The sequence below is a fragment of the Limnoglobus roseus genome (assembly GCF_008254045.1).
Classification (GTDB): domain Bacteria; phylum Planctomycetota; class Planctomycetia; order Gemmatales; family Gemmataceae; genus Limnoglobus; species Limnoglobus roseus.
Genome location: NZ_CP042425.1, coordinates 4,070,342 through 4,091,160 on the forward strand (window position 1 = coordinate 4,070,342; position 20,819 = coordinate 4,091,160).

At 64.0% G+C, this 20,819-nt stretch carries 13 protein-coding genes and 1 rRNA gene; 11 read left to right on the plus strand and 3 right to left on the minus strand.

Going from position 1 to position 20,819, the window contains the following annotated elements; all coding sequences use genetic code 11:
* The first annotated feature begins 52 nt into the window (after positions 1-52).
* From PX52LOC_RS16925 to PX52LOC_RS16950, 7 genes are all read left to right on the plus strand, one after another.
* Entirely contained in the window at positions 53-1,315 is a 1,263-nt protein-coding gene (locus PX52LOC_RS16925; protein ID WP_149111214.1) for an outer membrane protein assembly factor BamB family protein, read from the plus strand.
* A 35-nt stretch (positions 1,316-1,350) separates the two neighbouring features.
* Positions 1,351-2,691 (plus strand): sensor histidine kinase, encoded by a 1,341-nt coding sequence (locus PX52LOC_RS16930; protein ID WP_149111215.1) that lies wholly within the window; start codon positions 1,351-1,353, stop codon positions 2,689-2,691.
* A complete protein-coding gene (locus tag PX52LOC_RS16935) occupies positions 2,691-4,067 on the plus strand; it encodes a sigma-54-dependent transcriptional regulator (RefSeq protein WP_149111216.1) in 1,377 nt (458 codons plus the stop codon). Before PX52LOC_RS16930 ends, PX52LOC_RS16935 begins: the two co-directional genes overlap by 1 nt.
* Before the next feature lie 86 nt (positions 4,068-4,153).
* A complete protein-coding gene (locus tag PX52LOC_RS16940) occupies positions 4,154-6,943 on the plus strand; it encodes a DUF1553 domain-containing protein (RefSeq protein WP_149111217.1) in 2,790 nt (929 codons plus the stop codon).
* 19 nt (positions 6,944-6,962) lie between these two features.
* Positions 6,963-7,235 (plus strand): hypothetical protein, encoded by a 273-nt coding sequence (locus tag PX52LOC_RS40615; RefSeq protein WP_168218706.1) that lies wholly within the window; start codon positions 6,963-6,965, stop codon positions 7,233-7,235.
* 13 nt (positions 7,236-7,248) lie between these two features.
* Complete coding sequence (locus tag PX52LOC_RS16945) at positions 7,249-8,646, plus strand: DUF1501 domain-containing protein (RefSeq protein WP_246173746.1); 1,398 nt, start codon at positions 7,249-7,251, stop codon at positions 8,644-8,646.
* 95 nt (positions 8,647-8,741) lie between these two features.
* A complete protein-coding gene (locus PX52LOC_RS16950; protein ID WP_149111219.1) occupies positions 8,742-9,806 on the plus strand; it encodes an NAD(P)-dependent alcohol dehydrogenase in 1,065 nt (354 codons plus the stop codon).
* Between the two features lie 79 nt (positions 9,807-9,885).
* Here PX52LOC_RS16950 and PX52LOC_RS16955 read toward each other — a convergent pair whose 3' ends face one another.
* Positions 9,886-11,835, minus strand: coding sequence for a DUF1549 domain-containing protein (locus PX52LOC_RS16955; RefSeq protein ID WP_149111220.1), 1,950 nt, complete (start codon positions 11,833-11,835; stop codon positions 9,886-9,888).
* A 204-nt stretch (positions 11,836-12,039) separates the two neighbouring features.
* Between PX52LOC_RS16955 and PX52LOC_RS16960 the strand changes: the two genes are divergently transcribed.
* Positions 12,040-12,420 carry a hypothetical protein gene (locus PX52LOC_RS16960; protein ID WP_149111221.1) on the plus strand — a complete coding sequence of 127 codons (381 nt, stop codon included), beginning with the start codon at positions 12,040-12,042 and terminating at the stop codon, positions 12,418-12,420.
* On the opposite strand, the gene PX52LOC_RS16965 is transcribed toward PX52LOC_RS16960, so the two are convergent.
* Complete coding sequence (locus PX52LOC_RS16965; protein ID WP_218575380.1) at positions 12,411-12,842, minus strand: GNAT family acetyltransferase; 432 nt, start codon at positions 12,840-12,842, stop codon at positions 12,411-12,413. The genes PX52LOC_RS16960 and PX52LOC_RS16965 overlap by 10 nt on opposite strands.
* A complete protein-coding gene (locus PX52LOC_RS16970; protein WP_149111222.1) occupies positions 12,839-13,165 on the minus strand; it encodes a hypothetical protein in 327 nt (108 codons plus the stop codon). Before PX52LOC_RS16970 ends, PX52LOC_RS16965 begins: the two co-directional genes overlap by 4 nt.
* Positions 13,166-13,355: 190 nt before the next feature.
* Between PX52LOC_RS16970 and PX52LOC_RS16975 the strand changes: the two genes are divergently transcribed.
* The 3 genes from PX52LOC_RS16975 to PX52LOC_RS16985 all read left to right on the plus strand — a co-directional run bounded on the left by PX52LOC_RS16975 (position 13,356) and on the right by PX52LOC_RS16985 (position 20,798).
* The gene (locus PX52LOC_RS16975) at positions 13,356-17,489 is read left to right on the plus strand and encodes a DUF1592 domain-containing protein (RefSeq protein ID WP_149111223.1); all 4,134 of its coding nucleotides are present in this window, start codon (positions 13,356-13,358) and stop codon (positions 17,487-17,489) included.
* A gap of 20 nt (positions 17,490-17,509) precedes the next feature.
* Positions 17,510-18,814 carry a DUF1552 domain-containing protein gene (locus tag PX52LOC_RS16980; protein WP_149111224.1) on the plus strand — a complete coding sequence of 435 codons (1,305 nt, stop codon included), beginning with the start codon at positions 17,510-17,512 and terminating at the stop codon, positions 18,812-18,814.
* Positions 18,815-19,293: 479 nt separating this feature from the next.
* Positions 19,294-20,798, plus strand: a 16S ribosomal RNA gene (locus PX52LOC_RS16985).
* Positions 20,799-20,819: the final 21 nt, after the last annotated feature.

A 20,819-nucleotide genomic window follows, 5' to 3' on the forward strand; every position in this document is an offset into this window, starting at 1 on the left:
CACCGTTTTGAGAGACAACTCCCGCCCCGGTTCACTTTCCCCTGGAACGAGTATGCGAACCCTGCTTTCCACCCTGATCGTGCTCGGGAGCGCCCTGGTCGCGAGCGCCGAGAACTGGCCGCAGTGGCGTGGCCCGAAGAACGACGGCCACAGTTCCGAAACGGGCCTGCCGGTCAAGTGGGACGAGAAGAACAGCGTCGTATGGAAGATTCGCCTGCCCGGTCCTGGGGCTTCGACGCCGTGCATCTGGGGGGAGAGCATCTTCCTAACGACGCAGGAAGGGACCGACATTGTGGTCCACTGCATTACCACCGACGGCAAGGCGAAGTGGAGCAAGAAGCTCGGCACGAGCAAGGGGAAGCCGTACCGCAACGACGAGGGGAACGACGCCTCCGCGTCGTGCAGCACCGACGGCAAACTTGTCTTCGCGTTCGTCGGGTCGGGTGAGGTCGCGGCCTACGATTTCGAAGGCAACAAGGTCTGGGACCTTGACTCGCAGAAGAAGTACGGCGAGTTCAACATTCAATTCGGCGTTCACCAGACGCCGGTGCTTTACAAGGGCCGGCTGTACCTGTCGCTGTTGCACCGCAAGGCGCAGTTGCTCGTCGCCCTCGACGCAGCGACCGGCAAGGAAATCTGGCAGCACAAGCGGCAGAGCGACGGCCGCGGCGAGTCGCCGGACGTGTACGCCTCGCCGTTCATCTGGGAGAAGGGCGACCAGGCGCTGCTCATTTCGCACGGCAACGACTACTGCACCGCCCACAAGTTGGACAACGGCGACGAGGTCTGGCGGGTCGGCGATCTGAACCCGAAGGCCAAGTACAACAATAACTGGCGAGCGGTTTCGTCGCCGCTGGTGACGCCCGACCTGATCGTGGTGCCGTCGTGCAAGAACGGCGTGACCGTCGGCATCGACCCGGCGAAGGCGAAGGGCCTCATCGTGCCGGGCAGCCCGGCCGAACTGTGGCGACTGCCGAAGAACACTCCCGACGTGCCGTCGCCGTTGCTCGTGGACGACCTTCTGTACATTCAGGGCGAGGGCGGTGTGCTGTACTGCTACGAGGCGAAGACCGGCAAGGCCGTCTACAGTGAGAAGGTCACGAACATGCGTCACCGGGCCAACCCGGTGTACGCCGACGGCAAGATCTACCTTCTGGGCCGGGATCAATCGACCGTGGTGGTGAAGCCGGGCCGCGAGTTCGAGGTGCTGGCGACGAACAAACTGCCCGACAACTTCGCGGCGTCACCGGCCGTGTCCGGCGGGCGGGTTTACCTCCGCGGCTTCGAGAATCTCTGGGCGATCGGGGCGAAGTAACCTCGCTTTCCCGTGACGGCCGCTAGACTATCCTCATGCCACGGGAGTACCTCTCGCAACTCGCCCCGACTCCGACGGATGAGGATTGGGACTTAGCGGCCGAGTCCATTGCGGTGAAAATCCGCTGGTTCGGCTTGATCGTCGGGGCCGTCCTCGCCAACTTCGGCTCACCGACCGCAGATCCGCGACCGTTGAACTTGATCCTGCTCCTCGGCCTCGGGTTCACGCTCCTCGACACGTTCTTCTTCACGCGCCGGCGGGTTGTCCTCCGCGACCACCCGCTCGTGATCTCGGTGCTTGAGAGCTTCTTCATCGGCCTGCTCTGCTACTTTCAGGGCGGCCTCGAAAGCCCGTTCCGTTACTACTACCTGCTCTCGCTCGTCTGCTGTGCCATCCGGTTCTCGCCGCGGACGACGTTCATCACCTGTGGGCTCGACTGCCTCAGCTACCTGGTCCTCTACGCGATGCAACCCGCCGCGGACCGCGAGCCGCAGTTGGTGCTACCGCTGATGGTGCTGCTCGTCTGGATCGCGTGGGCGACGAGCGCACTGGCGAAGCTCTTGAAGCGGGCCGGCGAACAACTCCGGCTCTTGAACGGGGAGTTGCGCGAGAACAAAAATCAATTGGAGACGCGCATCGCCGAGCGGACGCGGGAACTCGAAGAGACGCAGGCTCAGGTGTTGCACCAGGAGAAGATGGCCGCGTTCGGCCTCCTCGCCGCCGGCATCGCGCACGAGGTCGGCAACCCCCTCACGTCGATCAGTTCGCTGGTGCAGGTACTCGAACAGCGTGACCTGGACGAGTACACGCGGAACAAGCTCGGGCAGGTCGGCGGGCAACTCGCGCGGATTCAGACGATCCTCCGGGAACTCGTTAACTTCAGCCGCCCGGCCAGCACACAGCGGGTGAACGCCTCGATCCGCGACATCGTCGACGAGGCTCTGGGGATCGCGAAGTTCTACAAGGGCGGCAAAAACCGCGTCCTCGCCGCCGAGGTGCCGGACGGTCTGCCGCTGGTTCCCGGCGTGCACGACCAACTCGTGCAGATCGTCTTCAACCTCGTCCTCAACGCCATCGACGCGACGGGGAAGGGCGGCCGCATTACCGTCTCCGCCCGCACCGAGGGGCTGACGGTCGTGCTCCGGGTGGCCGACGACGGGGCGGGCATCGCCGCCGACGTGCGGCCGAAGTTGTTCCGACCGTATTTCACCACCAAGAAGCACGGCACCGGCCTCGGCCTGTTCGTGATCCGCAAGATCGTCGAGGAGCACGGCGGCCGCGTGACGTTCGAGGACCGATCCGGTCAAGGAGCGACGTTTCTTGTGGAATTGCCGACCGTCCAACCGGTCGCCGTCCGCCCTGCCGAGGTCGCGTGATGATCGCCAAGCCCGAACCCGCGTCCGTCCTGATCGTAGACGACGAACCGCTGATCCGCGAAACACTCGCGGAGTATCTGCAACAACAGAGCTTTCGCGTGGCGACCGCCGAGAACGGCGAGGTCGCGCTGGCGAACGTCCGCAAGCGGGCGTTCGACGTGGTGATCTGCGACATCAACCTGCCGGGGCTGGACGGCCTGGAAGTGCTCGAACGCCTGTCGCGGAGCAATCCCGAGACGTTCGTCCTGCTCATCACGGCCTACGCGACGGTCGATTCCGCGGTCGAGGCGTTCCAGAAGGGGGCGTCCGACTACCTGATGAAGCCGATCCTGCTGCACGAGGTGTCGCAGAAGATTCGCCGGCTGATGGTGCAGAAGAGCATTTCCCAGGAGAACCAGTGGTTGCGGCGGGAACTGAACCGCCAGACCGACGCGGCCGACATGGTCGTGGGCCGTAGCCCGGCGATGCAGGCGGCGGTGCAACTCGCCCGCAAGGTCGGGCCGACGCCGTCCACGGTGCTCCTGCTCGGCGAGAGCGGGACGGGCAAGAAACTGATGGCCCGCACCATCCACCGGGCCGCACAACCGGCGAAGGGGCCGGAGAAGCGGTTCGTGGCCGTGAACTGTGCCGCGACGCCGGGCGAGCGGTTGGAGAACCAACTCTTCGGCCACTGCAAGGGGGCTTACGCCGGGGCCGACGCGGACCAAGCGGGGCTGTTCGCGCAGCCGGGCACGGTCTTCCTCGACGAGATCGGCGAACTTTCTCCCGGCACCCAGGCGAAGCTCTTGCGGGCCATCGAGCAGCACGAGATCCTGCCCATCGGGGCGAACGAACCCGTGCCGACGGCTGCCCGACTCATCGCGGCGACGAACAAAGATCTGCAACAGGAAGTGGCGGCCGGCCGGTTCCGCGAGGACTTGCTTTACCGGCTGAACACCGTGACGATCCTGCTGCCGCCGCTGCGGGAGCGCCGCGAGGACATCCCGGAGTTCGTCGAACACCTCGTCGCGAAGCACGCCGGGGCGATGAGCAAGCGGTTCGCCGGAGCCAACCGCGAGGCAATGGAACTGCTCGTGCGGTACCCGTGGAAGGGGAACGTCCGCGAGTTGGACAACGCGATTCAACGGGCGATCATCCTCGGCGACGGCCCGCTGATTCGCCCGACCGACCTGTCGCCGGACATCGCCCCGGACCCGGCCGACCCGTCGGCCGTGGACGACCTGAACGCCGCCGCTGCCCGGTTCGAGAAACAGCACATCGAGCGCATCCTGCGGCAGACGCCGGACAAGCGGGAAGCGGCGAAGCGGCTGGGCATCGGCCTGAGTTCGCTCTACCGCAAGATCGAGCAACTCGGCATCGGCCCCGGCGAGCGGTAAGTTTTCGCTCGTGAGCGGTTGCGTTTTCTTCGCACTTCTGAGAGAATAACCCCACACCCCACCCGACCCTCTTCCGTGGTCTCGTGATGCCGTTTCGAGCCTCATTCCTTCCCCTGGCCCTGCTTCTGATCATTGTCCCAGGTTCCCGCCTGTCGGCCGACGACCCGAAGGCGGCGGAGTTCTTCGAGCAGAAGATTCGGCCAGTCTTGGTCGAACACTGCTTGAAGTGCCACTCCGCCGAGGCGGAGAAGAACAACAAGCTCAAGGGTAACCTCTTTCTCGACACCGCGGAGGGCGTCCAGAAAGGCGGCGAGAGCGGCCCGTCGGTCGTGGCGAAAAAGCCGGCGGAAAGCCTGCTGCTTCAAACGATGCGGTACGAGGGCGACGTGAAGATGCCGCCGAAGGGGAAGTTACCCGACGCGGTGCTGGCCGATTTCGAGAAGTGGATCAAACTCGGCGCGCCCGACCCCCGCACCGGCTCGTCTGCCCCGCGGAAGCAGGTCGGCATGAGTGTCGAGGACGGTCGGAAGTTCTGGGCGTACCTGCCGCCGAAAGCAGTCCCCGGCGACATCGACTCGCTCATCCGGGCGAAGCTCGACGAGAAGGGGCTGAAGCCCGCGAAGCCGGCCGACCGCGAGACGTTGATCCGCCGGCTGTACTACGACTTGATCGGCCTCCCGCCGACGCCGGAAGAGGTGGCCGCGTTCGCGAAGGACACGTCGCCCGACGCTGTCGAGAAACTCGTTGACAAACTGTTGGCGTCACCGCGGTTCGGCGAGCGGTGGGGTCGCCACTGGCTGGACGTGGCCCGGTACGCCGAGTCGGTCACGCTGCGGGGCATCATCCTGGACGACGCCTGGCGGTACCGCGATTACGTCATCGACTCGTTTAACCAGGACGTGCCGTTCGACCGATTCGTTCGCGAGCAGATTGCCGGCGACCTGCTACCCGCGGCCGACTGGAAGGACCGCCGCCGGCAGACGACCGCCACCGCCTTCCTTGCGCTCGGCAACACGAACCTCGAAGAGCAGGACAAGAAGCAACTGCGCATGGACGTGGTGGACGAGCAACTCGACGTGATTACGAAGGGCTTCCTCGGCCAGACCGTGACGTGTGCCCGGTGCCACGACCACAAGTTCGACCCGATCCCGACGAAGGATTATTACGCCCTCGCCGGTGTCCTGCGGAACGTGAAGGCACTGGAGAACGCGAACGTCTCGATGGTAGTCGACGTGGCCCTGCCGGTCGACCCGGCCGACGAGCCGGCGATCCGCAAGACCGAGGCCGCCATTGCCTCGCTCCAGGCCCGCATCAAGGCCGAGAAAGGGAAGACGCCGACGGCGAAGGCGGGCGGTGGGGTCATCCTCGCGAAAGACGTGCCGGGCATTGTGGTCGACGACGCGGCCGCCAAGAAGGTCGGCGATTGGACGGCCTCCACGCACTCGAATTTCTACATCGACGCCGGGTACGTTCACGACGCCAACACGGGGAAGGGTGAAAAGACTCTGACCTTCCAGCCCGACGCATTGCCGCCAGGGAAATACGAGGTCCGTCTGGCGTACTCGCCGGGGACCACGCGGGCCGACAACGTGCCCGTCACGGTGATGAGCGCCGACGGCGAGAAGGTCGTCACCGTGGACATGAAGAAGAACCCGACCGTCGAAGCCCGCTTCGTGTCGCTCGGCGAGTACCGCTTCGAGAAGGGCGGCGTCGGGTACGTCATCGTTTCCAACGAGGACACGAAAGGGCACGTCACGGCCGACGCGGTGGTGTTCCTGCCGCTGGAAAAGGCCGACACGACCGGAACTGGGGCGAAAGTCGAAACCGTCAAGGCGACGACCGGCGGTGAAACGCTCAAGGCGATGGAAGCCGAACTCAAGCGACTGCAGGCGAGCGGGCCGAAACGGCCGCGGGTGGTTTCGGTGGTGGAAGAGAAGCAGATCGAGGACACGAAGGTTCACATCCGCGGTAACGTCCACAACCTCGGCGAACCCGCCCCCCGCGGCGTGTTGCAAGTGGCGACCGTCGGGCCGGCCCCGACTTTCCCGAAGGGCCAGAGTGGCCGCCGGGAACTCGCGGAGTGGATCGCCTCGCGTGACAACCCACTGACGGCCCGCGTGATCGTCAACCGCACCTGGCAGTGGTTGCTCGGCACGGGCATCGTTCGCTCCACCGATAACTTCGGCACCACCGGCGAACGGCCCTCGCACCCCGAACTGCTCGACCACCTCGCCACGCGGTTCGTCGCCGACGGGTGGTCGATGAAGAAGCTGATCCGCCAGATCGTCCTCAGCCGAACTTACCAGCAGGCGAGTACCGGCACGACGGAGGGGGCCGACCCCGACAACCGTCTCTTCGGCCGTGCGAACCGTCGCCGGTTGGAAGCCGAGGCGATCCGCGATACGATTCTGACCGTGAGCGGCCAACTAACCCTTGATGTCGGCGGGCCGACTTACCCGGCGACGCTCGCGGCCGACTACGGCTACAAGGGCATGTCCACCCGCCGCAGCGTGTACTTGCCGATGTTTCGGAATGCCCTGCCGGAACTGCTCGAAGTCTTCGACCTCGCCGATCCCAGCACTGTCACCGGCACGCGGAACGTCAGTACCGTGGCCCCGCAGGCACTGTTCCTGATGAACAGCCCGTTCGCCCATGACCAGGCGAAGCACGCAGCCGAGAAACTGTTGGCCGAGAAGTTGGCCGACGATGAGACGCGACTGGCGCGAGCCTACCGCTTGACGCTCGGCCGCGAGCCGACGGCCGGCGAGCGGGCCGTCGCACTGAAGTACCTGCAAAGCCGGAGTGCGCCGAAGGAAACGTGGGCGAATCTGTTCCAGGCGTTGTTCGCGTCGGCCGACTTCCGATACGTGAATTGATTCGAGCTAAAGAGATTCGATGCGATTCATCGCCCTCGTTCCTAACCCGACAAACGAGATTCGCCGAGTTATGGTCTACCCGGCGAGTGACGGCACGTACCTCTTCCTCTTCCGAATGACTGAAGACGGACCATCGTTTGCCGATCATTGGTTCGATTCTTCGGCCGAAGCAATTACGTCGGCCGAAGAATCCTTCGGCATTCAGGCGTGTGATTGGCAAATGATATCAAGCCCGTTGCCGGGTTGCCCAGATGATCGCGTTACCCCAACAACTAACGCGGTTACTGAATAAGAAAGGATCTCCCGTGCATCTCCCCATCTCCCGCCGTGATTGGTTGACCCGCACCGGCTGTGGCTTCGGTGCGCTCGCCCTTGCCGGACTTTCGACGGCCGAGGCCGCAACCGCGAACCCGCTGGCTGCCAAAGTGTCGCACTTCCCCGCGAAGGCGAAGCGGGTGATCTTCTTGTTCATGCAGGGCGGTGTGAGCCACGTCGATTCCTACGACTACAAGCCGCGGCTGACGAAGGACGACGGCAAGTTGCTGGCCTTCGACGACGCCCGCGTGATCGCCAACACCGGCAACAAGGGGTCGTCGCAGCGGGTTATGAAGCCGCTCTGGAAGTTTGCCCAGCACGGCCAATCGGGGCGGTGGGCGTCCGACCTGTTCCCGACTGTGAACGACCACCTCGATAAACTCACGTTCCTGCACTCGCTGCACACGGAAGGCGTCGCTCACGGTCCGGCTACGCTGTTCCTGCACTGCGGCTCGACGAACTTCGTCCGGCCGAGCATGGGATCGTGGGCGCTCTACGGCCTCGGCAGCGAGAATGAAAATCTGCCCGGCTTCGTGTCGATCGCCCCGTCGAGCGGCAACGGCGGTGCCCGCAATTACGGCACCGCTTTCCTGCCGGCCGTCTACCAGGGCACGCCGCTCGGCAAGGCTGGTGGGCCGGCGTCCGAGGTAGTCGTGCGGAACGTCCGCGGCGAGGGGGCGCCGTTCGAATTGCTCCGTGAACTGCACGCCGAGCAACTGAAGCGGACGCCGGGCGACGCCGAACTGGAGGCCGTGGCGAACTCCTACGAACTCGCCGCCCGGATGCAGGCGAACGCCCCCGACGTGTTGGACCTGACCAAAGAGACGAAGGAGACGCTCGCCCTCTACGGCATCGGCGACAAGGCGACCGACACGTTCGGCCGCGAGTGCCTGATGGCCCGCCGGCTGTGCGAGAGCGGCGTGCGGTTCGTGCAAGTGACCTACGGTGACAACACCGCGAACCCGGCCTGGGACCAGCACTCGAACCTGCCGAAACACGGCGACCACGCCCACGCGGTGGACAAGCCGATCAGCGGCCTGCTCGCCGACCTGGACCGGCGCGGGCTTCTGAAGGACACGATCGTCTGGTGGGGCGGCGAGTTCGGCCGCACACCGTACGCCGAGAAGAACGGCACCGGCCGCGACCACAACCCCGGCGGCTTCACCGTCTGGCTGGCCGGCGGCGGCTTCAAGCCCGGTTTCGCGTTCGGCGCGACCGACGAATTCGGCCACCTCGCGGTGCAGGACAAGGTCCACATGCACGACCTGCACGCGACGATCCTTCACCAACTTGGCCTCGACCACGAGAAACTCACGTTCCGCTACGCCGGCCGCAACTTCCGCCTGACGGACGTCCACGGCCGGGTGGTGAAAGAGATGCTCGCCTGACCGCCGCGAGAAAGAAATCGGGCGGCGTCCTGTAGTCTCTACCAACCGGGGGCGATCGCCCCCGGTCGCGTACCCGCCCCACCACGAGAGAGCGTATGCCGACCGCCAAAGCGTTCAGCGCGAGCAATGCCACGTCCCCACTGGCCGCGGCCAGCATTCCTCGCCGCGAGGTCGGGCCGACGGACGTGGCCTTCGAGATTCAATACTGCGGCGTCTGCCACTCCGACCTACACACGGCCCGCAACGAGTGGGCCGCGTGGCCGACTGTTTACCCGTGCGTGCCGGGGCACGAGATCGTCGGGAAGGTCACGGCGGTCGGGGCGAAGGTTTCGAAGTACAAGATCGGCGACCGGGTCGCGGTCGGGTGCATGGTCGATTCTTGTGGCGCGTGTGCGGGCTGCCGAGAAGGGCTGGAACAGTACTGCGACGCCGGCAAGACGGTGTTCACGTACAACTCGGCCGACCCGCACGGGACCGCCCCCGTCACCTACGGCGGCTACTCCGACCGGATCGTGGTCGACGAGAAGTTCGTCCTCCGCGTGCCGGAAAACCTCGACTTGGCCGGAGTCGCGCCGCTCTTGTGCGCGGGTATCACGCTGTACTCGCCGCTCAAACACTGGGGGGCGGGGCCGGGCAAGAAGGTCGGCATCGTCGGCCTCGGCGGGCTTGGGCACATGGGCGTGAAGTTCGCCCACGCTTTCGGGGCGGAAACGGTTCTCTTCACCACGTCACCCTCGAAGGTCGCGGACGGTAAGCGGCTCGGAGCCGACCAGGTCGTGGTGTCGAAGGACGCGGACCAGATGAAGCAGCACGAGCGGTCGTTCGACCTGATCGTGAACACGGTGGCCGTCTCGCACAATCTCGATCCGTTCCTCTCACTGCTGAAGCGGGACGGCACCTTGGTCCTCGTCGGTGCGCCCGAACACCCGCATCCGTCCCCGGCCGTCTTCCAACTCCTGTTCGCCCGCCGGTCGCTGGCCGGGTCGGGCATCGGCGGCATCCCGGAAACGCAGGAAATGCTCGACTACTGTTCGGAGAAGGGGATCGTCTCGGACATCGAACTCATCCCCATCCAGCAGATCAACGAGGCCTACACGCGGATGGCCAAAGGCGATGTCAAGTACCGCTTCGTGATCGACATGAAGACGCTGAACAGTTGATTTCGAACTCCGCGATCGGGGTAAACGAAGTGGGCCGGCACAATCGTGCCGGCCCGCTTCATTTACTGATCGCTACCCGTTAGTGGTTCAGCATGAACTCGTTCGTGTTGAGCAACGCCCAGAACAAGTCCTGGTAGAAGCTCGCGTCGTTCGGGCCCGTCCCGGGGACCATCCGCGGGCCGGACGGGATGACCGTCTGAGGCGGGTTCTTGCCCTTCGGCTTGTCGGCGGGCTTGGTACCCTTCGGAGCTTCCACGGGCTTCGCCGGGGCGGTCGAGGCGGTCTTGGCGTCCCCCTTCGGGGCTTCGCCCGCGATCACGGCGCCCTTCTCCATGATGCCCTTGATCTTGGTCAATTCCGCGGTCGTCGGGTGGCGGGTCAAGGTCGAGAGGAACAGTTCGTCGATCACCACCGAGGCGTTGACCGCCGACCCGCTCTTGGTGTGCTTGGCGATGACCCGCAGGACCGGGTTCGTTGCCGTCTTGCGGCCGACCTCGTCGTTCAGTTCCTTGCCGTTCATCATCAGCAGGGCTTGCACGACGGTGCCGTTGAAGGTCATCTCATTCCCCTCGTCGTCGCCGAAGTTGCGGACGAGTTTCGACATCCACAGTTCGCGCTGCTTCTTGCGGGCGTCGGCGTCGGAATACAGTTCCGACTTCGTCGCCGTCATGATCGTCTCGAACAGCACTTCCGGCGACAGGGCTTTCAGCGGCATCCGCGCGAAGTACGGCTCGAACTTCGGATCGATGTAGTCCTTGTTCGCGACGTGGCTGAGGCCGTAAGCGTCGCTGCAACAGATCCAGAACAAGAGCTTCTTGATGTCATACTTGGCGTAGTTATTGAAGTCCGCTCCGAGTTCGGTCAGCATCTCCGGGTGGACCACTTCGTTGTGCGAGCCGAAGTCATCGATGCTTGCGTCCTTGTTCAGCCCGCGGCCGAACAGGTGGCCCCAAACGCGGTTCACGAACGCCTTCGAGAAGTTGTCGTGCTTCAGCACGTAGTCCGACAGGGCGTCGCGACGGCTTTTCGCGGCGGTGGCGATCACCTTGCTACTTTCTTCGCCCGCCTCGGCCTTCGAGAGGTCCTTGAGGAAGTTCGGCTTCGTGGCCATCAACTTGCCGTCGCGGCGCTCGTAGAAGATGATCGACTGCGCGTTGTACTTCGACTCGTCGGTCAGCGCCACTTGCACCGGGTTGGCCATCATTTGGCGGTCGGCGTTGGTCGTCGGGGTCTTGTCACGGACGGTCTGACGGAAGAAGGCGTTCACGCCCCAGAAGTCGGCCTGAATCCACTCTTTGTTGAACGGGTGGTCGTGGCACTGCGTGCAATTCGTTTGGATGCCGAGGAACAGGCGGGTGACGCGCGACGTGATCGGCACGGCGTCGAACCGTCCGGTTTCGCTCTGCTTCTCGGCGGGCGTCGGCTCGCCGAGGTGGTGGATGATGAAGTTGACGGCCCCGTTCTCGTTCGTCTTGCCGGACGCGGTGAGGAGCTTCGAGACGAGTTGGTCGTAGGGGGTAACGTTGGCTTCCAGGTTCGCCCCGAGTTCTTGTTCCAGCCAGACGCGCATTTGGTCGCGGTAGAGCGGGTGGCCGGTGCGGGTCAGCAGCCAGACGGTCCAGATGTTCGCCCAGTGCTCGGCGAATTCGTCGGTGTACGAGAAGCTGAGTTCTTTCTTGCCGTCGAGCTTCACGGGGTTCCCGTTCATCTTCGGCTTGTACTCTTTGGTGTACAACAGGCGGTTGATGAGGCGGGGCCGCTTGTTCGCCGCGTGGTCCTGGTCGAAGTCGACGGCTTCCTCGTAGGTCGGAATGCGGCCGATCAGGTCGATGAACGCGCGTCGCATGAACTCGAGGTCGCTCGCCTTGTCGGCGGGTTTTTTGATCCCCGCCTTGGTCCAGTCTGCGGCGATGTGCTTGTTAATCGCCTCGGTTTGCTGGGCGACGACGACGTTTTCGGCGGCAGACCCGCGGGCGGCGAAGGCCATGCCCAGGCCGAGTGCGAAGAGGCCGATGGCAAGTCGGTACATCCGAAACCCTCTAGAGAGGAGTGAGCGAACGGCATCGACCCGGACTCGGTGCGACCCGTACAGTAGGTGTAGTCTAAACCACCGGGAAAGCACCGGTCCAGTGAAACAACCGTGGAATTACCTAGTGGACTTAACACTAGGACGCCCCGGGCGGTTCCGAAGTTCCCGAACCCGATTTCCCCTAACTGACCCGGGACCGAAAAGATGCGGCTCGACCTGAAGACAATCGCCGCCCGGATGCGAACGGCCGAGACCGAGCAGTTGATGGACCGCGTTACCGTGTTCCGCGAAGAGATGGAACCGGCCGCGGTGGACCTGATCGAAGGCGAATTGGCCCGTCGTGGCGTGACGGACGAACAGTTGGTCCATCATCTCCGCGTGCGGATCGAGCGGGCCGTTCTGCGGGACGACGGAACTGTCGTGCGGTGCAACTTTTGCGAACGCCCGGCCGTCGTGCAGGCCCGCGGCTGGTTCCGCATCTTTCGGTTTGTGCCGCTCTACCCGCGCTTGTTCTCGTACTGCGTCGTCCACGAGCGGAAGCCGAAGACCCCGCTCGGGATACCGACCGAAGACGCCTACGAGTAGAGCCGCTTGCCCATGCTGACAAGTTCCTCGACGGCGTAGCCGAGCGATTGGTAGAAGGGGATCACGCCGGCGTTGGTCGCGCGGACTTGCAAGTTGATCTTGAGACAACCGCGCTCGACGAGGGCCGATTCCATCCGGCGGAGGAGCTGCCCGCCGATGCCCTGCCGTCGGTGGCCGGGGTGGACGGCGACGGAGTAAATCCACCCGCGGTGCCCGTCGTAGCCCCCCATCACTGTTCCCACGACTTCCCCCGCGGCATCGGCAACGAAGAACAGATCTCGTTCGTGGGCCAACTTGTTGCGGATCGAGGTGGCCGGGTCGTTGTGCGGCGCGGACGGGGGCAGTACCTCGTTCCAGAGGGCGATCACGGCCGATAGATCGGCGTCATGGTAGTGGCGAATCTGCACGGCGGGTGCCCTCAACCGCGGTTCTCGTCCGGCTTCGGGTCCGTCGGTTGCTTCTGGAAGTCGAACTCCGGGTTGTACTCGTACCCGGTGCCGGCCTCGCGGTTCGGCTGGAGCGGTTGGTTGTTGGGGTTAACGGCGTCCCGTCGGGCCGCCTGAGACTGGAACCACCGGGCGAGGTTCCAGACGCACAGGAAGGCGCAGATCAAGTTCGCGACCGTCCAGTTCCGCACCGGCAGGCGGTCCAGGGTTTCTTCGTCGAGCAGCACCGACCGGAGCAGAATCCCGACCGCGAGCACGGCCCACGCCGTTGCCGCGAAGAGTTGCCAGTGTCGTACCATTGTTGCCCCCGAACGAGTCACCGTCAGTCTACCGACCTTCGGGACGGCGACTGATCTCGAAAATCGGTCGGCCGGCGGATTGTCTGGCGTCCGCCGTTCGTTCTCGTGTACGATAGCAGTCACCGCAGAGCAAACCCCGCCGGCGAATTCGCTTCGCCACCCACCATCCGACCTCCCTCGGAGCGGCATAGTGATCTGGCCTTCTTCCCGCACCGCCATCGGCTTCGTGGTCGCAACAACGGCGTTGGCCGTTCTGGTGCTGTTCTTCCGCCACGACCCGCCGGCTTCCGCTGCCGACGCGCCGGCCGCAAATCTCGGCGAAGAGTACGCGAAGACCGTCCGCCCTCTCATTGTTCGCCACTGCCAACAGTGCCACTCGGCCAGGCGGTCGGAAGGCGACATCGACCTGCAACAATTCGCCACGCTCGACGACGCCCGGAAGGCGACCCGCACCTGGCAGAAGGTGGCCGAGATGCTCGACAGCGAGCAAATGCCGCCGAAGGAATCGAAGCAACCGACCGACGCCGACCGGACCGCCCTGCGAACCTGGGTGAAGGTGTTCCTCAAGCACGAGGCAAAGGCGAACGCCGGCGACCCCGGCCGCGTCGTCCTCCGCCGCCTCAGCAACGCGGAGTACACCTACACCCTCCGCGACCTGACCGGCGTCGATTCGCTGCAACCGGCCCGCGAGTTCCCCGTGGACGGGGCGGCCGGCGAAGGCTTCACGAACACCGGCAACGCCCTGGTGATGTCGCCCGCACTCTTGACGAAGTACCTCGACGCCGCGAAGGACGTGGCCAGTCACGCGGTTCTGATGCCCGACGGCATCCGCTTCTCGCCGACGAGTACCCGGCGAGACTGGACGAACGAAATCCTCGCCCAGATTCGCATGCTCTACGGCCGCTACACCGATTCGAGCGGCGGCAACATCGTCAACCTGCAAGGGCTGATGATCGACGGCAAAGAAGGCGGTCGCGTGCCGGTCGAACAGTATCTCCGGGCGACCCTCGCCGACCGCGACGCCATTCGGGCCGGCCGCAAGTCGCTGGATGCCGTCGCGGCGGAACACAAGCTGAGTGCCAAATACCTCGCGGCCGTCTGGAAGGCGCTCGACGGATCGGAACCGTCCCTCTTGTTGAACGATCTGCGGACGCGATGGCGGACGGCGAAGCCGGACGACGCGAACGCCCTCGCCGCCGACATCGCCCGGTGGCAGAAGGCACTCTGGAAGTTCAACAGCGTCGGCCACATTGGCAAGCTCAACGGCCCGAAGGCGTGGCTGGAACCGCTCGACCCGCTGACGACCCGGCTGGACGTGCGGATGAAACTGCCGCCCGCCAACGAGAAGGGCGAAGTCACCCTCTACCTCGCCGCCTCCGACCTCGGCGACGGGGCGGACGAAGTGATCTGGCAACGGCCGCGGTTCGTGGCGGCGAATCGCCCGGACTTGTTGTTGCGAGACGTGCGAGCCATCGCGGGAGAGATGGCCGCTCGCCGCGAGCGAATCCTGAGCAAAACGAGCCAGTACCTTCAAGCGGCCGCGGAGTTCGCCGAGGCGAAAACGCCGGCCGACGTGGCGGCGGTGGCAAAGACGCACGACTTGGAGGCCGACGCCCTGCAAGCATGGCTTGACTGCCTGGGCATCGGGGCGAGTGGGCCGATTACGATCGACAGCCACTTCACGAACAAGTTGACCAACGGCGGCGGCTACGCCTTCATCAACGGTTGGGGTGTCGCCGACACGCCGAACCTGTTGGCGAACTCATCGGATACCCACGTTCGCGTCCCCGGCAACATGAAGCCGCACGGCGTGGTCGTTCACCCGTCGCCGAAACTCCAGGCCGTCGTCGGCTGGCAAAGCCCGGTCGCGGGCAACTTCAAGCTCGAAGTCGCGGTCGCGCACGCTCACCCCGAGTGCGGCAACGGCATCGTCTGGACGCTCGAACACCGCCGCGGCAACACACGCCGACGATTGGGGAGCGGCACCGTCCAGGGCGGGGCGGAGCGAAAGATCGAGCCGATCACGAACCTCGCAGTTCAACCGAACGACCTGATCTCGCTGCTGGTCGGCCCGCGAGACGGCAACCATTCTTGCGACCTGACCGGCGTCAACCTGACCCTGACCGGCGGCGAAAAGACGTGGGATTTGGCGAAAGACGTGTCCGGGGACGTACTCGCGGGCAATCCGCACGCCGACACCCACGGCAACAAGGCGACGTGGCACTTCTACACGGAGCCGGTGAACGCCGCGATGGAGACGGGCTTCGTTGTGCCGAAGGGGTCGCTCCTCGATCGCTGGCGGTCGGCCGGGCCGAAAGACGAAAAGCAGAAACTCGCCGCCGAGGTTCAGAAGGTTCTTACGTCGGTACCGCCTCCGAACTCGCCCGATGCCGTCGTTTACCAGAAGCTCACGTCGCTGAGCGGTCCGCTGTTCGGCCGCCTGCCGCGAACGCCGAGCGCGACGGCGGTTGCATCGAAATCGACCGCCGGCCTCGACCCCGCATCGTTCGGCAAGGACACGGCCGACCTGAGCGTGAAAGCCCCCAACATCGTCGAAGTCCGCGTGCCCGCCGACCTCGTCGCGGGATATGAGTTTGTGACGCGCGGCACCGTCGCGTCCGACAACGGCAGCGTGCAACTTCAGGTGTTGACCGCGAAGCCCGCCGCCTCCGTGGTTCAACCGGGCGTACCGATCGTGGTCGGCGAGAAGGGCAACGCCCGCACGCGGCTTGCCGCCGACCTCGACGCCTTCCGCAATCTCTTCCCGCTGGCGGCGTGTTACACGAAGATCGTGCCCGTCGACGAAGTCGTTACGCTGACACTCTTCTACCGCGAGGACCATCACCTCGCTCGACTCATGCTGACTGACGCCGAGCAGGCCAAACTCGACCGCTTGTGGGACGAGTTGCACTACGTCAGCCAGGACGCGCTCACCCTGGTGGACGCCTACCAGCAGTTGATGGAATTCGCCACCCAGGACAGCGACCCGCGGCCGTTCGAGCCGTTGCGGAAGCCGATCCAAGAGCGGGCGGCGGCGTACCGCAAACTGCTGATCGACTCGCAGCCGCGACACGTCGAGGCGGTGCTCGCGTTCGCCGAACGGGCGTACCGCCGGCCGTTGACCGCGAGGGAGAAGGACGAACTCACGGGCCTCTACCGCAAGCTCCGCCAACAGGAATTGCCACACGACGAAGCCGTCCGGCTGACGCTGGCCCGCGTGTTCGTGTCGCCAGCCTTCTTGTACCGACTGGAGAAGCCGGGGACCGGGGCCGACGCAACCCCCGTCAGCGATACGGAACTCGCCAGCCGACTGAGCTACTTCCTGTGGGCATCGACGCCCGACGCGGAACTGTCTCAGGCTGCGGCCGCGGGCAAGTTGCACGACCCTGCCGCCGTGCAACGGCACCTGAAGCGGATGCTGGCCGACGACCGCACCCGCCGGTTGGCCAGCGAGTTCGCCTGTCAGTGGCTGCACGTCAACACCTTCGACCAACTCAACGACAAGAGCGAAACCCTGTTCCCGACGTTCGCTGCCCTCCGCGGCCCGATGAAGGAAGAGTCGGTCCGATTCTTCATCGACTTCTTCCAGAACGATCGCTCGATCCTCGATCTGCTCGACGCCGACCACACCTTCGTGAACGACGCGCTCGCCAAGCACTACGGCATCCCCGGCGTGACCGGCCCCGAATGGCGGCGAATTGACGGCGTGAAGAAGTACGGCCGCGGCGGCATCCTCGGCCTCGCGACCACACTCGCCACGCAGTCCGGGGCGTCGCGGACCAGCCCCATCCTCCGCGGCAATTGGGTGAGCGAAGTGCTGCTCGGCGAGAAGCTGCCGAAGCCGCCGAAGGACGTGCCGCCGTTGCCCGACGACGAGTCGAAGACGGCCGGACTGACGGTGCGGCAACTCGTCGAGAAGCACACCTCTGACGCGAAGTGTAGCGTCTGCCACAAGCGGATCGACGCATACGGCTTCGCCCTGGAAAAGTACGATGCCATCGGCCGCTTCCGCGAGAAAGACTTGGGCGACCGACCCATCGACGTGAAAGCGACCACCCTCGACGGTGCGAGTTTCGAGGGAATCGACGGCCTGCGGACTTACCTGCTCACGAAGCGGAAGGACGCCTTCGTCCGGCAGTTCTGCAAGAAGCTGCTCGGCTACGCCCTCGGCCGCGCGGTGCAATTGTCCGACGAACCGCTGCTCGACGAGATGCAGGAAAAGTTGAAAGCGAACGGCTACCGCATCGGCGTGGCCCTGGAAATGATCGTCAGCAGCAAGCCGTTCCGCGAGATTCGCGGCAGCCAACACAAGAGCGAAGACTGATACCCCAACGGAGCCTTCGAATGAGTACCCATCACTTTTCCCGCCGCACGATGCTCCGCGGCCTCGGCGTGACAATGGCCCTGCCGTGGCTGGAGTCCGTCCCGGTTTGGGGCGACACGCCGAAGGCCAGTTCTCCGGGGAGTGAAGCCCCAGTGCGGCTCGGCGTCCTCTTCTGCGGCAACGGCTTCCACGGCCGCGAGTGGTGGGCGAAGGGCGAGGGCAAGACCCTCGAACTCGGCAAGGTGCTGCAACCGCTCAACGACTTGAAGCAGAAGACGCTGTTCGTCAGCGGCCTTTACAACGCGGAGGCCCAGAAGGGGAACATCCACAGTTCGCAGACCGGCAACCTGCTCTCCGGAGCCCCGCTCGCCTCCGGCGGCGAAATCCGCTCCGGTACCAGCTTCGACCAACTCGTCGCCCAGAAGTACGGCCAGTCCACGAAAGTGCCGAGCCTGGTGCTGGCGTGCGAGGCGTCGAACCCGTCGGTTCACAAGAACTACTCGATGCTCTACAGCTCGCACATCTCATGGAGCTCGCCCACCACGCCGACGCCGCTGGAACTGTACCCGGCCCTCGCCTTCGACCGACTCTTCAAAGACGAGGTTCAGAGGGGGGACAAGAGTGTCCTCGACGCGGTGCTGGCCGACGCGACCGACTTCCGCAAAGACATCAGCACCGGCGACCAGCGGAAACTCGACGAGTACCTCGACTCGGTCCGCGACGTGGAGCAGCGGATCGACAAGGCCGGGAAAAAGGGCGAACTACAAGGCTGGCGGCCGACACTTGCGAAGCCGAACATGGACCGGCCGAAGGACGGCATCCCCCAGAACCTTGCCGACCACATGCGGCTGATGTGCGACATCATGGTCCTCGGCTTCCAGACCGACACCACCCGCGTCTGCACCCTGAAGCTAAACAACGACCACTCATCGCTCCGCTTCCCGCACCTGGGCATCGACTACATGATCCACCACCTGTTGTCGCACTCCGACACGGCCGACTGGCTGAAGGTAAACCAGTTCTTCGTCGAGCAACTCGCGTACATTGCCAAAAAGCTCGACGGCATCCAAGAGGGCAGTCGCACCGCTCTCGACAACACGATGCTCCTCTTCATGTCGAGCATGATGAACGGCAGCCACGACAACAGCCAACTGCCGGCCGTAGTGGTCGGCGGGGGCGGCGGGCGGATCAAGGGCGGCCGCGTCTTGACCTACCGAGATAAACCGAACCGCCAGATGTGCCGGCTGTACCTGTCGATGATGGACAAGATGAACGTCCGCCCCGGGAAGTTCGGCGACGCTGGGGAGATGCTGAACGAGGTGTGACGGTTGACCAGTCTCATAGATGAGAGACGGCACACGGTCTCGGCGATTGCTGGGACCGTGTGCCTTTAGGGAGCGGGTGTTCCTAAGCGTTAAAGGCCCCCTACAGAGGTTCGTCAGGATGTGCTCGCAATCCGCGCCCTAAGTGCCCGGACGGATTTCTGGCAGCATTTTGAAACGGCAGTTGCCACTTCGGCCTTCGGTCTTATACTACTCTCACGACCGCAGCGATGTGGTCGCCGAGTGAACCGGGAGTGGTGGCTAACCCCTACTACGATCGCAATCCTCGGTTCGGTGGATCTTTGACAAGTTGGTAGCGTTACGAGCCTTACAGTGGGTGAGCGTATGCCGTTGGTCGGCGACGCTCGCCGGACGTGGGCCGGCCGGGAGTAATCCTGGGTGGCCCGCGGAAGATGAGTTGAACCGAGCAACGAAGCAGGCAAACACTTAAAAGCGTTCGGCTTCGGCCGAGCAACGATAAACTTTTGAAGGGTTTGATTCTGGCTCAGAACGAACGTTGGCGGCGTGGATTAGGCATGCAAGTTGAGCGAATCCCCGCAAGGGGGGAAGCAGCGTAAGGGGCAGTAATGCGTGGGGATTTACCCCGGGGTCTGGCATAGCCCTTCGAAAGAAGGGGTAATTCCAGATGACGTCGTGAGACCAAAGGTCCGCCGCCCCGGGAGGAGCCCACGTGATATTAGGTAGTTGGTGGGGTAACGGCCTACCAAGCCTGAGATGTCTAGCGGGTGTGAGAGCACGACCCGCGCCACTGGCACTGAGACACTGGCCAGACACCTACGGGTGGCTGCAGTCGAGGATCTTCGGCAATGAGCGCAAGCTTGACCGAGCGACGCCGCGTGTGCGACGAAGGCCTTCGGGTTGTAAAGCACTGTCGAGGGGGAGAAAAGGGTTAAACTTTGATCTATCCCTGGAGGAAGCACGGGCTAAGTTCGTGCCAGCAGCCGCGGTAAGACGAACCGTGCGAACGTTGTTCGGAATCACTGGGCTTAAAGGGCGCGTAGGCGGGCTGCCAAGTCTGCGGTGAAATCCCCCGGCTCAACCGGGGAACGGCCGCGGATACTGGCGGTCTCGAGGGAGATAGGGGCAAGCGGAACTGTGCGTGGAGCGGTGAAATGCGTTGATATGCACAGGAACTCCGGTGGCGAAGGCGGCTTGCTGGATCTCTTCTGACGCTGAGGCGCGAAAGCTAGGGGAGCGAACGGGATTAGATACCCCGGTAGTCCTAGCCCTAAACGTTGAGAACTAGGTAGTAGACACGACTTGGGTTTACTGCCGAAGCAAAAGTGCTAAGTTCTCCGCCTGGGGAGTATGGCCGCAAGGCTGAAACTCAAAGAAATTGACGGGGGCTCACACAAGCGGTGGAGCATGTGGCTTAATTCGAGGCTACGCGAAGAACCTTACCCAGACTTGACATGTTCGAAAGAGTTAGCAAGTAGGACCCGGAAACGGGAACGAACGGTATCCAACCCGGAAGCTAACACAGGTGCTGCATGGCTGTCGTCAGCTCGTGTCGTGAGATGTCGGGTTAAGTCCCTTAACGAGCGAAACCCTTACCATTAGTTGCCAGCGGGTCGTGCCGGGGACTCTAGTGGGACTGCCGGTGTCAAACCGGAGGAAGGTGGGGATGACGTCAAGTCCTCATGGCCTTTATGTTTGGGGCTGCACACGTGCTACAATGGCGTGAACAAAGGGACGCGAAGTCGCGAGACCAAGCCAATCCCAAAAAACACGCCCCAGTTCAGATCGAAGGCTGCAATTCGCCTTCGTGAAGTCGGAATCGCTAGTAATCGCGGGTCAGCAACACCGCGGTGAATGTGTTCCTGAGCCTTGTACACACCGCCCGTCAAGCCACGAAAGGGTGGAGCGCCCGAAGCCTACTTTACCGTAGTCGAAGGTGATACATCCAATTGGGACTAAGTCGTAACAAGGTAACCGTAGGGGAACCTGCGGTTGGATCACCTCCTTTCTAAGGATAACCATCCAAGGC